Annotated in this window: 12 protein-coding genes; 7 read left to right on the forward strand and 5 right to left on the reverse strand. The window is 64.9% G+C overall.

All coding sequences use genetic code 11. The features are described 5' to 3' along the window. Nucleotides 1-64 precede the first annotated feature (64 nt). Both J2W94_RS11180 and J2W94_RS11185 read left to right on the forward strand, forming a co-directional pair. On the forward strand, nt 65-922 hold the full coding sequence (locus J2W94_RS11180; protein ID WP_310093215.1) for an ABC transporter permease: 858 nt from the start codon (nt 65-67) through the stop codon (nt 920-922). Beyond that, nucleotides 919-2481: an ABC transporter ATP-binding protein gene (locus tag J2W94_RS11185; RefSeq protein WP_310093218.1), complete on the forward strand. Its 1563-nt coding sequence runs from the start codon at nt 919-921 to the stop codon at nt 2479-2481. The genes J2W94_RS11180 and J2W94_RS11185 overlap by 4 nt, the downstream gene beginning before the upstream one ends. Here the strand turns inward: J2W94_RS11185 and J2W94_RS11190 are convergent. Next, nucleotides 2478-2726, reverse strand: a complete 249-nt coding sequence (locus tag J2W94_RS11190) for a hypothetical protein (protein WP_310093220.1) — start codon at nt 2724-2726, stop codon at nt 2478-2480. The two genes, J2W94_RS11185 and J2W94_RS11190, sit on opposite strands and share 4 nt — an antisense overlap. A 169-nt stretch (nt 2727-2895) precedes the next feature. Between J2W94_RS11190 and J2W94_RS11195 the strand changes: the two genes are divergently transcribed. The 3 genes from J2W94_RS11195 to J2W94_RS11205 all read left to right on the forward strand — a co-directional run bounded on the left by J2W94_RS11195 (nt 2896) and on the right by J2W94_RS11205 (nt 5892). After that, nucleotides 2896-3327, forward strand: coding sequence for a hypothetical protein (locus J2W94_RS11195; protein WP_310093222.1), 432 nt, complete (start codon nt 2896-2898; stop codon nt 3325-3327). A gap of 217 nt (nt 3328-3544) precedes the next feature. After that, nucleotides 3545-5206 (forward strand): alkaline phosphatase, encoded by a 1662-nt coding sequence (locus J2W94_RS11200; protein ID WP_310093224.1) that lies wholly within the window; start codon nt 3545-3547, stop codon nt 5204-5206. Further along, nucleotides 5206-5892 carry a hypothetical protein gene (locus J2W94_RS11205; protein ID WP_310093226.1) on the forward strand — a complete coding sequence of 229 codons (687 nt, stop codon included), beginning with the start codon at nt 5206-5208 and terminating at the stop codon, nt 5890-5892. The genes J2W94_RS11200 and J2W94_RS11205 overlap by 1 nt, the downstream gene beginning before the upstream one ends. Nucleotides 5893-6015: 123 nt before the next feature. Here the strand turns inward: J2W94_RS11205 and J2W94_RS11210 are convergent, their stop codons facing one another. The 4 genes from J2W94_RS11210 to J2W94_RS11225 form a co-directional block, all read right to left on the reverse strand. Beyond that, nucleotides 6016-7809 carry a DUF885 domain-containing protein gene (locus J2W94_RS11210; protein WP_310093227.1) on the reverse strand — a complete coding sequence of 598 codons (1794 nt, stop codon included), beginning with the start codon at nt 7807-7809 and terminating at the stop codon, nt 6016-6018. Between the two features lie 90 nt (nt 7810-7899). Next, on the reverse strand, nt 7900-8343 hold the full coding sequence (locus J2W94_RS11215) for a cytochrome c oxidase assembly factor Coa1 family protein (RefSeq protein ID WP_310093229.1): 444 nt from the start codon (nt 8341-8343) through the stop codon (nt 7900-7902). A 41-nt stretch (nt 8344-8384) separates the two neighbouring features. Further along, a complete protein-coding gene (locus J2W94_RS11220) occupies nt 8385-10592 on the reverse strand; it encodes a DPP IV N-terminal domain-containing protein (RefSeq protein WP_430540602.1) in 2208 nt (735 codons plus the stop codon). Nucleotides 10593-10714: 122 nt separating this feature from the next. Then, complete coding sequence (locus J2W94_RS11225) at nt 10715-11431, reverse strand: glutathione binding-like protein (protein WP_310093235.1); 717 nt, start codon at nt 11429-11431, stop codon at nt 10715-10717. A gap of 111 nt (nt 11432-11542) precedes the next feature. On the opposite strand from J2W94_RS11225, the gene J2W94_RS11230 reads away from it, so the two are divergent. Together J2W94_RS11230 and uvrD are read left to right on the forward strand one after the other, a co-directional pair. Next, on the forward strand, nt 11543-12148 hold the full coding sequence (locus J2W94_RS11230; protein WP_310093237.1) for a TIGR00645 family protein: 606 nt from the start codon (nt 11543-11545) through the stop codon (nt 12146-12148). Nucleotides 12149-12200: 52 nt separating this feature from the next. Beyond that, the gene (gene uvrD, locus J2W94_RS11235; RefSeq protein ID WP_310093240.1) at nt 12201-14375 is read left to right on the forward strand and encodes a DNA helicase II; all 2175 of its coding nucleotides are present in this window, start codon (nt 12201-12203) and stop codon (nt 14373-14375) included. Nucleotides 14376-14412 lie beyond the last annotated feature (37 nt).

A 14412-nucleotide genomic window follows, 5' to 3' on the forward strand; every position in this document is an offset into this window, starting at 1 on the left:
CCTCATCCGCCCTAGGGGCACCTTCTCCCGGTGGGAGAAGGGAAGAGCAAGTTACGATGTGCCCATGCAAACTTTGCGTTCCCTGCCACCCCTCGCACGCGGCTGTCTGACCATGCTCGCGGCGCTGGCGCTGATCTGCTGGATGGGCCCCTTGTTCAGCGCGTATTCGCCGCATTCGCCGGACTGGAATTCGTTGTCCGTCGCTCCCGGCAGCAACGGCCACTGGTTCGGCACCGACGCCATCGGTCGCGACATCTTCGCGCGCACCCTGGCGGGCGGACGCCTGTCCCTGACCATCGGCCTGCTGGCCAGCGTGGTGGCGCTGGTGATCGGCCTGGGTTACGGCGCCATCGCCGGCCTCGCTGGCGGCCGTGTGGAGCGCGCGATGCTGCGCGTGCTGGATGTGTTCTCCGCGCTGCCGTTCTTGTTAGTGGTGATCCTGCTGCTGACCCTATTCGAACGCTCCCTCGGCCTGCTGCTCGCCGCGATCGGCGGTTACGTGTGGATCGACCTGGCGCGGGTGATGCGCGCCGAAAGCGCGCGTCTGCGCGAAGCGCCGTTCGTGTTGGCGGCGCATGCGGCTGGCGCCACCTTTCAGCAACGGCTGCGCTGGCATGTGCTGCCCAACCTGATGCCGCTGGCGTTCGTGTACCTGGGCCTGATATTGCCGCAGGCGATCTTGGTGGAAAGCTTCCTCGGCTTTTTAGGTCTGAGCGTGGACGAACCCTCCGCCAGCTGGGGCACCCTGCTGGCCGAAGGCGTGCAGGAACTGGATTCGGCGCCGTGGACGCTGCTGTTTCCCGCCCTGTTGCTGGTGGTCACGCTGGCCGCCTTCCAGTTTCTGGGCGATGGACTGCGCGATTGGATGGACCTTCGTGGCGAAGCCGGGCGCGGCGAGCGCGCCGAGTCGGCCGCCGCATGAAACCTGTCGCGCAAGTACAGCTTGCCGATCTACGCGTCAGCACGAGCGGACGCAACGGGCGCGAACTGCTGTGCGGGCTCTCGCTGGAACTCCAGGGCGGCGAATGCACGGGCCTGGTCGGCGAGTCGGGTAGCGGCAAAAGCCTGACCTCGCTGGCCTTACTCGATCTGCTGCCGTCCGGATTGAAAGCCAGTGGCCGCCTGCAGGTCGATGGGCAGGAGATCGTGCTCGGTTCGCCCGCACACGCAGCTCTGCGCGGACGCATGTTCGGGCTGGTGCCGCAGGATCCGCTCGCCGCCCTGCATCCCTTGCGCAGGATAGGCGCGCAACTGATCGAAACCCTGCGCTTCGCGCGCGGCCTGTCGCGCGAAGCGGCCGGTAAGGAGGCCGAGGAACTCCTGCGTCGCGTGCAGATGCCCGATCCGCGCCAGGCGCTCTCGAAATACCCGCATCTTTTCTCCGGCGGCCAGCGCCAGCGCATCGCCATCGCGCTGGCGCTGGCGACGCAGCCGCGCGTGCTGATCGCCGACGAACCGACTTCCGCGCTCGACGCGCGCATCGCCCGCGACATCCTGGATCTGCTCGATGATCTGCGCCGCGAACAGAACCTGGCGCTGCTGCTGATCAGCCACGACCTGCCGCTGGTAGGCGCCTATGCGCAGCGATTGCTGGTGTTGCGCGGCGGCGAAGTGCTGGAACGGGGTGGCACCGCCGAGGTATTCGCCGCGCCCGACCACGCCTACACGCGCGAGCTGCTGGCGGCGGACCAGTTGCGGGAACTGCCTGCGGCCGGTGACGATGCGCCTGTGCTGCTGCGCGCCGAGGATCTGCGCATGCGTTATCGCGGCGCGGCGCGCGATGCGCTCGCTGGCGTGGATGTCGAGCTGCGGCGCGGGGAAGGTCTGGCCCTGGTCGGCGAATCGGGCAGCGGCAAGAGCACGCTGGGCCGCGTGTTGCTCAAACTCCTGCGCGGCGCGCAGGGCCGCATCGTCCTGGACGGCGTCGCGCTGGATTCGCTCAGCGCGAGCGAACTGCGCAAGTTGCGAAAGCGGATCGGTGTCGTGTTCCAGGATCCTTATGCGTCGCTGGATCCGCGCCTGGATATCGCGCGCATCATCGGCGAGCCCCTGCGCATCCATGGCATCGGCAATGCCGCCAGCCAACGCGCCAAAGCATCGGAATTGTTGCAGGCGGTGGGCATGGACGATTCCGCACTGGACCGTTATCCGCACCAGTTCTCCGGCGGCCAGCGCCAGCGCATCGCCATCGCGCGCGCGCTGGCGACTTCACCCGATTTGCTGGTTTGCGACGAGGCGGTCTCGGCGTTGGATGCGCACCATCGCGCGGCGATCCTGGCGCTGCTGGCCAAGCTGAAACGCGAGCGCGGTCTGGCGTTGTTGTTCGTTACCCACGATCTCGCGGCCGCCTCGGCCGTGGCCGAGCGCATTGCCGTGCTCGAGCAGGGACGCATCGTGGAGTCCGGTGCGACCGCCAAGGTGCTGTCGAATCCGCAGCACCCGCACACGCAGGCATTAGTGCGGGCGCGACCGGCGGCTTAGACGATGCCCCCGCCGATGCCCAGGCGGATGATGCCCACCACGATCACGATGCCGTTGAGCAGCAGCCCGGTTTTGGCGCGTCCAGTCTTGGCATCGGAAGTGAACAAGATGCCGATGGCCGCGATGATCGCGCCGACCGCGGCGAAGGGGATCAGGAACCAGTTGCCCCAGCCCAGTAGCGGAATCAGCGCCAGCACCATCCAGATCATGGACACCACGCCCCACAACACACTGATCAGACCCATGGAAGCACTCCCTATGAAGGTGCCAACTATAACGCCAGCACCCCTTCGATCCGGGCCATTGCTGCCTCGCGTCGGCCACCGTCGCGGCGCCCGCGCCGGCGGGGCAAGGGTATGCGAGCATTCAGTCCCATAGGCCGATCATCCAGCCATCCTTCGAGGGGAAACCGTCATGACCCTACGCTCCGCCACTCTTCTCCTGCTGGCCCTGGCGCTCAGCGCCTGCGCCGGCACCTCCAAGGTCATGCTGGGCCAGGCGCGTCCGCCGGTCGATCCCGCCCAGGTTCGGATCTACACCACGCCGCCGCCCGGTTCGATCGAGATCGCACAACTCGAATCCTCCAGCGCGGTCGGTTTCGGAACCCAGGGCCAGACCGACGCCGCGGTCGCCCGACTCAAGCGCGAAGCCGCCGCACTCGGCGCCAATGGCGTGATCCTGATGGGGGTCGGCTCCAGCGGCTCGCCGGTCGGCATGTCGGTTGGCGCCGGCAGTTACGGCAGCCATGGCGGCGGCGGTCTCGGCATCGGCATCCCGACCACGCAGAAGAAAGCCGCAGGCGTGGCGATCTACGTGCCGCCGGGCGCCGTGCCTGCGCAACCTTGAGCGGTTAGGAGCAGCGGTGTGTGGGAGCGGCTTCCAGCCGCGAGCTTCTGAGCTCTTGTGCGACTGATCGAAAAGCTCGCGGCTGGAAGCCGCTCCCACGCTCCACTTCCGGGCGCCGCAAGCTTGATGGCGTAGCCGAACGGTTGCATTGCGGTCATCCAAGTGCAATGAGGCGTGCGGACAGTGCGATCTCCCCCGAGAGCACTGGAGAATACCGATGCGCCACCTGTCCACGGTCCTGGGCTGCGCCGCCCTGACGATGCTGATCGCAGGCCCCGGCCTGACTGCAGAACCGGAACACATCCGCGGCAAGGCTTCGAACAAGCGCGCCGCCGCTGCGCCGGCCCCCGCACGCGGCGAAAGCGCGCAGCAGTGGTACAGCGACGGAGCCCGCGCTGCGCGCGCTGGCGCCGAACTGCGCCCGAGCCACAAGAAGGCTAAGAACGTGATCCTGTTCGTCGGCGACGGCATGGGCCTGTCGACAGTGGCGGCCGCGCGCATCCTCGAAGGCCAGCTCAAGGGCCGCAGCGGCGAAGAGAACGCGCTGAGCTTCGAACGGTTCCCGTACCTCAGCCTGTCCAAGACCTACTCGGTCGATGGCCAGACCGCCGATTCGGCGCCGACGATGACGGCGATGATGACCGGCATCAAGACCAACCAGGGCGTGCTCGGCGTCACCCAGGAAGCGCGCTACAACAATTGCGCCTCGGCCAAGGGCAAGAGCGTGGCCAGCCTGCTGGAAGTGGCCGAAGCCCTGGGCATGAATACCGGCATCGTCAGCACCGCGCGCATTACCCACGCCACCCCGGCCGCGACCTACGCGCATACGCCGAACCGCGACTGGGAAAGCGATGCCGAGCTCAGCGCCGAAGCCAAGACGTCGGGCTGCAAGGACATCGCGCGCCAGCTGGTGGAGTTCCCATATGGCGACGGCCTGGAAGTCGCGCTCGGCGGCGGCCGTAGTTACTTCCTGCCCAGCACGCTCAACGATCCCGAGGACACCAGCAGCAAGGGGCGTCGCTTGGATGGCCGCAATCTGGCCAGCGAATGGAGCAGCCGGCCGGCCTCGGCCTACGTCTGGAACAAGGCGCAGTTCGACGCCATCAATCCGGCCACGACCCGGCACCTGCTGGGCCTGTTCGAACGCTCGCACATGGAATACGAAGCCGACCGCCCGCTCGATGCGGGCAAGGAGCCGAGCCTGGCCGAGATGACCGCCAAGTCGATCGACATCCTGCAGGCCCGCAACGGCAACAAGGGCTATTTCCTGATGGTCGAAGGCGGACGCGTCGATCACGCCCACCATGCCGGCAACGCCAGCCGCGCGCTGGTCGATGCCATCGCCCTGTCCGATGCGGTGCGTACGGCGATGCGCAAGAGCTCGGCCGAGGACACCCTGATCATCGTCACCGCCGACCACAGCCATACCTTCACCATCGCCGGCTATCCCGATCGCGGCAACAACATCCTGGGCAAGGTGGTCACCGACGGCACGCTGGCGCTGGACGCCGACGGCAAGCCCTACACCACGCTGGGCTACATCAACGGTCCCGGCTATCGCGGCGCGGCGGCGCGTCCCGACCTGACCAATGTCGACACCGCCAACGTCAACTTCCTGCAGGAAGCGGCGGTACCGATGGCCTCGGAAACCCATGCCGCCGAAGACGTGGGCATCTACGCCACCGGCCCGGGTGCGCACGCCTTCCAGGGCGTGGTCGAACAGAACGTCATCTTCCACGTGATGGCGCAATCGCAGAAGGACACTTCGTTCTTCTTCTGCTCGCTGTTCGGCGGTTGCGGCAAGAACGACAAGAAGTCGTCGCTGGCGCCGCCGTTGCTCGAAGCCGACCTGCGCGCCGGCATGGCGAAGCAGCGCTGATGGCGCGTGGTTGGCTGCTGTTCCTCGCGTTGATCGCCGGCCAGGGATGGGCCGGCGATGGCCGCGGTGAAGAGCTCGGCTTCAGCGCGGTCGCCGGCAAAACGGCGTGGGTGGCGGACTACCGCATCCGCGATGCGCGCGGCGAGCGCGAACTGGTGATGGTGCGCGACGATACCCGTATCGAATACCGCGTGGCCAACGAACCGGTCCGGGTCTGGCGGCAAACGGCCGATGGCGTGGAACTGCGGGAACTGTATCCCGCCGAACGGCGCATGGTGGTGTATGCGCCGGGCGATCTACGCACCCTGGACAAGGTGCCGGACTGGGCGCAGCTGTCAGGCTTGGTCGATCCGGCGCTGCGCGCGCAATTGAATACGACCGGCGCGGCCGCCGCTGCATTCGCGCAACCGCTCACCCGTTACCGCGGCGTCGACAGCCAGGGCACACCGGTCGCGCTGGATTGGTTGGCGGGTCCCGCACTGCCGGCGCGTTACTGCGTGGGCAAACACTGCGGTGGCCAACGCAGCGAGGATGCCATTCGCCTGCAGGGATTGACCCAGGCGCCGGCCGAGGAGGCGTTCACGCCCCTCGACGGCTTGCTCGAGATAGACCACGCCGACCTTGGCGACATGGAACTCGATACGTTCGTCCATGGCCTGTCGCACGCGGAGCATCCCGCGCACTGACGCAAATGCAGTCGTTTGCTGAGACTGCAATTGCGCGACAACAGAAAGTAGGGCGGGCATTGCCCGCCATAGGAAATTAAGCAGCGGCGGGCAGTGCCCGCCCTACTTGAACGTCGTCACTTCCTATTTCTTCGCCTGCTGCGCAGGCACGAACTGCTCGCGCACGGCCTTGGCCAGCTGGTCCGGCGGCAACAGCCCCTGGTCCAGCAGGAAGTTGTTGAAGGCCTTGCGGTCGAACTTCTTGCCCAGCGCCAGCTCGGTCTGCATGCGCAGTTCCAGGATGCGGGTGTAGCCGTAGAAATAGCTGCCGGCCTGGCCCGGTGCGTTGAAGGTGTAGCGGTCCAGTTCCTGGCGCGCCATCGGTTCGGACAGGCCCACGTCTTCCTCCAGCACCAGACGCGCGCGTTCGCGATCGGTCAGGCCCAGGTTGAGGCTGGGATCCAGCATCGCGCGCGCGGCGCGCAGCAGGCGGAACTGCAAGGCGATCAGCTGCCCGTCCAGCGGCTCGTAGGGCACCATCTCGGCTTCGGCGTATAGCGCCCAGCCTTCGACGTTGACCGAGTTGAAAGCGAACATGCTGCGTGCCAGCGACACGCCGCGTTCGACCATGGCGGTGAACTGCAATTCGTGGCCCGGGCGGCCTTCGTGCGCGGACAGCGTCCAGGCCACCGCGTCGAAATTGAAGTCGTCGTAGTTCTTGCCCTTGCCGTCCTTGTCGGGATTGCCCAGCGGCAGCACGAAGGTGCCCTGCTGTCCGGTGTTGCCCACCAATGGCGCCGGCAGGAAGTGCGGCGCCGGTTGCGCGGCGCTTTCGGCGGGCGAACCCAGCCGCATCTGCATGGGCCGGTTGGGCACGTCCACGATCTTCTCGCGCGCGATGATCGGGTCGATCTGGTCGATGATGCCGCGGTAGTAGGTCTCAAGCTTGTCGTTGGCGATGCTGTCCTTCTTCAGCGCCTTGATCACGTCGCGATAGTCGGTCGCGGCTATGCCCTTGGACTTGGCCACCAGCGGCGCCAGCTGCTGCATCGCCGCGCGGGTTTCCATGAATTCCAGCTGCGCGCGCCGCATCAGCAGGGCCGGATCGATATCGATGCCGTACTGCTTGAGCTGGTAGGCGTACAGCTCCGGCGGCAGACGGGTGTCGGTGCGCGCCTTCGGCAGGACTTTGCTGCGGGTCCATTCGTTGTAGGCCTTTAGCTGCTTCCCCATCGCATCCAGCGCTTCCTCGGCGCCAGCGATCTTGTATTTGGCGAACAGGTCGCGCACGCCGCTTACGTAGGTATCCACATTGCCGACCGCGCGTTCGACCTCCAGCTTGGTCGGCTGCAGCAGTTTGCCGTCGGCCAGTTTCTCTTCGTAGCGCTGTTGCGCCAGCGTGGCGATGGCGGTGCTGCCCGGCGCGAGGCCCACATAGCGTTTCAGACGATCCAGCGCCTTGGCGCGCCGCTCGGCGGGCGTCTGGTCGGAGAGCAGGCCGTTCATGCCGTTGAACACCATCTGCGGCGCATCGCTCCACGGCAGCAGGTATTTTTCGTTGAGCTCGCTGCCTTCGATGTTCTCGTCGGCCGCCGCGATCATGATCTCCAGATCCTGGCGCACGTTCGGGTCGCGCTCGAGCTGCAACTTACTCTGCAGTTCCGCCTTGGCCTTGGCGGTCGCCTCGCGATAACGCTTGGCATTGTCCGGTCCCAGATCCGCGACCTGGTCGTCGTACCCGGGGATGCCGAAGAAGCTCGCATATTCCGGTTGGAACGGCGCTTGTGCCTGCAGCAGGATCTGCGCATAGCGGTTGCTGGTTTCCACCCAAGCCGGAGACGCAACAGGCTTGGCTTGCGCAGCGGGCGCCGCCGGCTGGGCAAGGGCGGGCAGGGGAGCGGACAGCGCGAGGGCGATGGCGAAGACGAGAGGTTTCATTGTCGGATCCGGCGAGTGAGTGCGACGACCCTACCCGCTAGGTCCGGCCCCGGCAATGCGTCTTAGGTCATGCCTCCCGGCACGAACGATTCACTGCGTTTGCGCAGATAGCAGATCGATGGATCGATCGCTGCCATCCACGCGCACCAGCAGTGTGGAGTATTTCCATTGGCCGGCGGATTTGGTCGCTTCCAGGTAGATATCTCCTTCGCCCTTGGGCCCGGAGATGGGGATCTGCAGGTTCGCCTCGCCGGAGGGGCCATTGACGCTGATGTTGCCCATCGTCAGCCAACCTTCTTCGATCGGTTCGCCCAGCGCCTGGACGACAGCGGGATTGGCCTTGGCTTGCCGCAGAGCCTGCTGATAGGCGTCGGAGGATTTCATCATGCCGAACAAGGCCGACATGAAAAGCAGAACTACTCCTGCGAACAATGCCAACATCAAGGCGCCAAGCAGCGGAACGACCCATTTCCAATGTCGGCTCCACCATCCGCGAGGGTGAGTGGAGGGAAGCGGCGGTGGCATGGCGCTCATGACGGTCCTTCCGATGGATTGGGCGGAGAATACAGCGCTGGTCAGGGTTTTAGGCAACGCGCCAGAAAATCCTCGGTCAGGCGATAGCGATGCAGCAGGTCGCTGCCCTTCAGTCCGTGCTTGGCGCCCGGATAGGTCATCAGTTCGAATTCCTTGCCGCGCTTCTGCAGCTCGCTCATCAGCTTGGTCGAATTGGCGAACAGCACATTGTCGTCGGCCATGCCGTGCACCAGCAGCAGTTTCGATTTCAGGCCATCGAGATGGGTGAATACGCTGGCTTGGCGATAGCCGGCTTCGTTGGCCTTCGGCAGGTTCATGTAGCGCTCGGTGTAGTGGGTGTCGTACAGCGCCCAGTCGGTGACCGGCGCGCCCGCCACGCCGCAGGCATAGGCCTCGCTGTGCTTTCCCAGCAGCATCAGCGTCATGTAGCCGCCGTTGGACCAACCGTAGACGCCGATGCGCTTGCCGTCGACGAAGGATTGCGATTTCAGCCACTCCACGCCGCGCAGCTGGTCGTCCACTTCCACGGTGCCCTGTTTCTCGTACAGCGCGCCACCGAAGGCCGCACCGCGCCGCGGCGTGCCGCGGTTGTCCAGGGAAAACACCAAGTAGCCGTTCTGCGCCAAATACTGGTTGAAGAACGCATCGCTGCGCCCCGGCCAGGCGCGGGTCACGGTCTGCGCGGCCGGGCCGCCGTAGACGAACACGACCACCGGATACTTCTTGGTCGGATCGAAACCCTCCGGTTTGATCAGGCTGTAGTGAAGAGTGGTTTTGCCATCGGCGGCGGTCAGCGTACCGAACTCGGTGGGGCGCTGCGCGTCGCGATATTTCGCGTAAGGGTGATGCGGATCGGCCAGATCGTTGGCCAGCAGTGTGGCGAGCTTGGTTCCATCGGCTTTGAACAGTTCGATCTGCGGCGGAGTTTCCGGGTTGGACCAACTGTCGACGTAGATGCTGGCGTTCTTGGCGAATACCGCGTCGTGCTTGCCGGTCGTTGTGGACAAGACGGTGATCGGGCCGCCCTTCAACGAGACGGAATACACCCGACTTTCCGTGGCCGAATCCTTGCCGGCGCTGAAGAAGACCAGTCCCTTGTCCTGATCCACCGCAAGCAAGGCATCCACCGGCCAGTCGCCGCGGGTCAACGGCACCAGCTGTTTTCCGTCTTCGGATGCCAGATAAAGATGCTCGAATCCGCTGCGCTCGGAAGACCACACGAATCGGCCGTCGTCCAGGAACCGCAGATTGTTGTGCAACGGCACCCAGGTGTTCGAATTTTCCGTGACGAGCGTGCGTTGCTTGCCGCTAGCCAGTTCTGTTTCGATCAGCTCCAGCTTTTTCTGGTCTCGCGATTGCCGCTGGAAGCTGAGGCGCTGCGGATCGCGCCAGTCGACGCGGGCAAGATAGATGTCCTCGTTCTTGCCTAAGTCGATCCAGTTCGGTTTCGCGCCGGCCTTCGGCGCGATCACTCCCAGCCGGATCTTCACGTTGGCGTCGCCGGCTGCGGGATAGCGCTGCTCGACCACGTCGGTGCGGTCGGGATAGACCTCGTAGCGCTTCTGCACCGGCACCGGCGATTCGTCGATGCGGGCGAAGGCGAGCGCCGAATCGTCCGGAGCCCACCAGTAACCGGTGTGGCGATCCATTTCCTCGTCGGCGACGAATTCGGCGACGCCATTGCCGATGGTATCGGAACCGTCGGCGGTCAGGCATACCTCCTGTCCGCTGGCCAGGTCGACCACCCACAGATCGCGGTCGCGGACGAAGCTGACGAAGCCGCCTTTCGGGGAAATCTTCGGGTTGGTCGCGAAGCCGCCGCCATTGGTCAGCCGGCGAACCGCGGCCTTTCCGGTTCCGGCCAGGTCGTACAGGTAAAGCTCGCCGCCGAGCGGAAACAGCAGCGCCTTGCCATCGGGCGACCACTGGTAGTCGACGATGCCCGACAGAGCGGCGATGCGTTGGCGCTCGCGGCGCGCCTTCTCTTCATCGCTCAAGGTTTCCGTGCCGGGCAGCACCACCTTCGAGTCCACCAGCAGGCGCGTCTGTCCGCTGGCCACGTCGTATTCCCACAAGTCCAGCTGGTTGCGGTCGCTGTCCTTGCCGCGCAGGAAGGTCACCCGTGAACCATCCGGCGCGATTTGCGGCTTGGTCAGCGTCGGACCGGACAACGGCGCGCTGCCGGTGATGGCTTCGAGCGTGAGTTTGCTCTGAACGGGTTGGGCGGCGTTTGCGGCGGTCGAGAGCATCATCAAGGTGGCCAATATCAGTCGCATTAGGAATCCAGATTGTTTTCAGGTCGCCATTTCATTCACAGATCGTCATCCCGGCTTGACCAGCTTCGCGGTTAAAAATCGCCGGGATGACGACCTTACTTCGTTGAACTGCTTTGACCGAAGAGGTGCTTACGCTCTTCCTCGCTCAACGGCTTTCCCGCTTCCGGGTTCACCTTGTTCTTCCATGCGTACGCGCGTTCGGTCGCCGGCCGTGCGGCGATGGCCTCGTGCCAGCGCTTGATGTTGGGGAACGCTGCGAAATCGGCCGGCAGTTTGTCGTAGGCGCCGATCCACGGATAGGTCGAGATGTCGGCGATGGTGTAGACGTCGCCGGCCAGGAATTCATGTTCGGCCAGACGCTTGTCCATGACCCCGTGCAGGCGCGTGACTTCGCGGCCGTAGCGATCGATGGCGTAGGCGATGGGTTCGGGCGCATACACGTTGAAGTGGCCCATTTGTCCGGTCATCGGCCCCAATCCGCCCATCTGCCAGAACAGCCATTCCATGGCGGCGGTACGGCCGCGCAGGTCTTCCGGCAGGAACAGACCGGTCTTCTCCGCCAGGTATTGCAAGATCGCGCCGGATTCGAACACGCTGATCGGCGCGCCGCCATCGGCGGGCGCATGGTCGACGATCGCGGGCATCTTGTTGTTGGGGGAAATGGCCAGGTATTCCGATTTGAACTGGTCGCCGGCACCGATATTCACCGGTTTGATGCTGTATTCCAGCGCATGGCCTGCGTCTACCAGTTCTTCCAGCAATAGCGTGATCTTATGGCCGTTGGGGGTGGGCCAGTAGTGCAAATCGATCATGGTGGGGCTCGTTTATCGATGGAAACGGCAGTTTAGCGTCGTCGGCGCGCTTGGCAGCGTCATCATGGGCCGGTAACCTGCCGCATCCCCGCAACGCAGCATCCCGATCTTATGTCGCATCAACCGCCGACCCGCCTTGGCCCGCTTCCCACACTGATATTCGCCTCGCGCTGGCTGCAGTTGCCGCTTTATCTGGGCTTGATCGTCGCCCAAGCGGTGTATGTCTGGCAGTTCGGCGTGGAGTTGGTGCATCTGGTGAGCGAAGTGTTCCTGCATGGCGGCGAAGCCGAGCAGGCCGCCAAGCTGGCCGAAGGCGGCCCCACTGCCGAAGTGGCGATCATGCTGATCGTGCTGGGGCTGATCGATGTGGTCATGATCTCCAATCTGCTCATGATGGTGATCGTGGGCGGCTACGAAACCTTCGTCTCGCGTCTGCGCCTGGAAGGCCATCCGGACCAGCCGGAGTGGCTCAGCCACGTCAACGCCAGCATGCTGAAGGTGAAACTGGCCATGGCGATCATCGGCATCTCCTCCATCCACTTGCTGAAGACCTTCATCGAAGTCGGCGACCTAGGCATGCCGGACAGCAAGTTCACCGAATCGGGGGTGATGTGGCAGACCATCATCCACTGCGTGTTCATCCTCTCGGCCATCGGCATCGCCTACACCGACCGTTTGATGACCCACGTGACCAACAAGCCCAAGAGCGAGCACTGAATTCCTTTGATCGATCTCAGTGCCTGCGCTCGGCGCGGCGTAAAATAGCCGCGTGGATGTCTCTCACCTACTCGATGACCTGAACCCGGCGCAGCGCGAAGCGGTTTCCGCGCCGCCGGGTCATTACCTTGTGCTGGCCGGCGCCGGTTCCGGCAAGACGCGCGTGCTCACCCACCGCATCGCCTGGCTCAATGAAGTGCATGGCGTGCCGGTGCACGGCATCTTCGCCGTCACCTTCACCAACAAAGCCGCCGGCGAGATGCGCCACCGCGCCGATGCGCAGTTGCGCAACGGCAGCCGCGGCATGTGGATCGGCACCTTCCACGGTCTGGCCCACCGCCTGTTGCGCCTGCACTGGCAGGAAGCGAAATTGCCGGAAACCTTCCAGGTGCTGGATTCGGACGACCAGCTGCGTCTGGTCAAGCGCGTGGTGCAGCAGATGGAGCTGGACGAGGCGCGCTTTCCGCCGCGCCAGATCGCCTGGTGGATCAACGCGCAAAAGGACGAAGGCCGGCGCGCCGAGCATATCCAGCCCGGCGACGATCAGTGGACCGACACCCTGCGCCGCGCCTATGCGCTGTACCAGGAACGCTGCGACCGCGCCGGCCTGGTCGATTTCGCCGAACTGCTGCTGCGCGCGCATGAGCTGCTGCGCGACCAACCCGCGTTGCTGGCGCATTACCGCGCGCGCTTCCGCGAGATCCTGGTGGATGAATTCCAGGACACCAACGCCATCCAGTATGGATTCGTGCGCCTGCTCGCCGGCGACAGTGGGCATGTGTTCGTGGTCGGTGACGACGATCAGGCCATCTATGGCTGGCGCGGCGCCAAAGTGGAGAACGTGCAGCGCTTCCTCAAGGATTTTTCCAGCGCGCAGACCATCCGCCTGGAGCAGAACTACCGCTCCAGCGCCAACATCCTGGGCGCGGCCAATGCGGTGATCGCGCACAACCCCGACCGCATCGGCAAGCAGCTGTGGACCGATACCGGCGACGGCGAACCCATCGATCTGTACGCCGCCTACAACGAAGTCGACGAAGCGCGCTATGTCGTCGATCGCATCCTGCAGTGGGTGCGCGATGGCGGCAGTTACAGCGAGGCCGCGGTGCTTTATCGCAGCAACGCGCAGTCGCGCGCCTTCGAAGAAACGCTGCTGGCCGAACAGGTGCCGTACCGGGTCTACGGCGGCATGCGCTTCTTCGAACGCGCCGAAATCAAGGACACTCTGGCCTACCTGCGCATGATCGCCAATCGCGCCGACGATGCGGCTTTCGAGCGCGCGGTCAACACGCCCACGCGCGGCATCGGCGACCGCACCCTGGATGAAGTGCGCAAGCGCGCGCGCACGCTGTCGCAACCGTTGTTCGAAGCCGCGCGCGCGCTTTCGGTCGGCAACGAGCTGGCCGGTCGTGCGCGCAATGCGCTGGCGGGCTTCATCGCCCTGATCGAAACCTTGACGGCGGAAGTCGCCGAGCTCGATCTCAAGGACAAGATCGATCATGTGCTGATGCGTTCCGGGCTGCGCGATTTCTACCTCAACGAAAGCAAGGGCCAGCTGGATTCGCGCACCGAGAACCTGGACGAACTGGTTTCCGTCGCCTCGCGTTTCGTGCGCCGCGACGATGAAGAGACCGAGGGAATGAGCGAGCTGACCGCCTTCCTCGCCTATGCCTCGTTGGAAGCCGGCGAAGGCCAGGCCCAGGCGGGCGAGGATGGCGTGCAACTGATGACGCTGCATTCGGCCAAGGGGCTGGAATTCCCGCTCGTGTTCCTGGGCGGCATGGAAGAAGGACTTTTCCCCAGCAGCAAATCGCTGGACGAAAGCGGACGGCTGGAGGAGGAGCGTCGCCTGGCTTACGTCGGCATCACCCGCGCGCGACAGAAACTGATGCTGAGCTACGCGGAGACGCGCCGCATCCACGGCCAGGACATGTACGGTATCCCCTCGCGTTTCCTGCGCGAGATTCCGCCGCACCTGCTGCATGAGGTGCGGCCCAAGGTGCAGGTGTCGCGCACCTACTCGGCCGGCGCGTCCCGCAGCTTCGGCCACGCGCCCATCGAAGCGCCGCCGCTCAAGCTGGGCGCCAACGTCTCGCATCCGAAATTCGGACAGGGCGTCGTCACCGACTACGAAGGCACAGGTGCCCACGCCCGCGTGCAGGTGAACTTCGACGCGGAAGGCAGCAAGTGGCTGGTGCTGGCTTATGCGAACCTGCAGGTGATGTGACCGCCACTCGGCGCGCGTGACCGATGGCATATGCGGC

Source organism: Pseudoxanthomonas sacheonensis (genome assembly GCF_031455975.1).
GTDB classification, from domain to species: Bacteria; Pseudomonadota; Gammaproteobacteria; order Xanthomonadales; family Xanthomonadaceae; genus Pseudoxanthomonas_A; species Pseudoxanthomonas_A sacheonensis_A.

Coding starts and splice junctions, on each gene's coding strand:
- J2W94_RS11180 (WP_310093215.1), top strand. CDS start 65: ATGCAAACTTTGCGTTCCCTGCCACCCCTCGCACGCGGCTGTCTGACC.
- J2W94_RS11185 (WP_310093218.1), top strand. CDS start 919: ATGAAACCTGTCGCGCAAGTACAGCTTGCCGATCTACGCGTCAGCACG.
- J2W94_RS11190 (WP_310093220.1), bottom strand. CDS start 2,726: ATGGGTCTGATCAGTGTGTTGTGGGGCGTGGTGTCCATGATCTGGATG.
- J2W94_RS11195 (WP_310093222.1), top strand. CDS start 2,896: ATGACCCTACGCTCCGCCACTCTTCTCCTGCTGGCCCTGGCGCTCAGC.
- J2W94_RS11200 (WP_310093224.1), top strand. CDS start 3,545: ATGCGCCACCTGTCCACGGTCCTGGGCTGCGCCGCCCTGACGATGCTG.
- J2W94_RS11205 (WP_310093226.1), top strand. CDS start 5,206: ATGGCGCGTGGTTGGCTGCTGTTCCTCGCGTTGATCGCCGGCCAGGGA.
- J2W94_RS11210 (WP_310093227.1), bottom strand. CDS start 7,809: ATGAAACCTCTCGTCTTCGCCATCGCCCTCGCGCTGTCCGCTCCCCTG.
- J2W94_RS11215 (WP_310093229.1), bottom strand. CDS start 8,343: ATGAGCGCCATGCCACCGCCGCTTCCCTCCACTCACCCTCGCGGATGG.
- J2W94_RS11220 (WP_430540602.1), bottom strand. CDS start 10,592: ATGCTCTCGACCGCCGCAAACGCCGCCCAACCCGTTCAGAGCAAACTC.
- J2W94_RS11225 (WP_310093235.1), bottom strand. CDS start 11,431: ATGATCGATTTGCACTACTGGCCCACCCCCAACGGCCATAAGATCACG.
- J2W94_RS11230 (WP_310093237.1), top strand. CDS start 11,543: ATGTCGCATCAACCGCCGACCCGCCTTGGCCCGCTTCCCACACTGATA.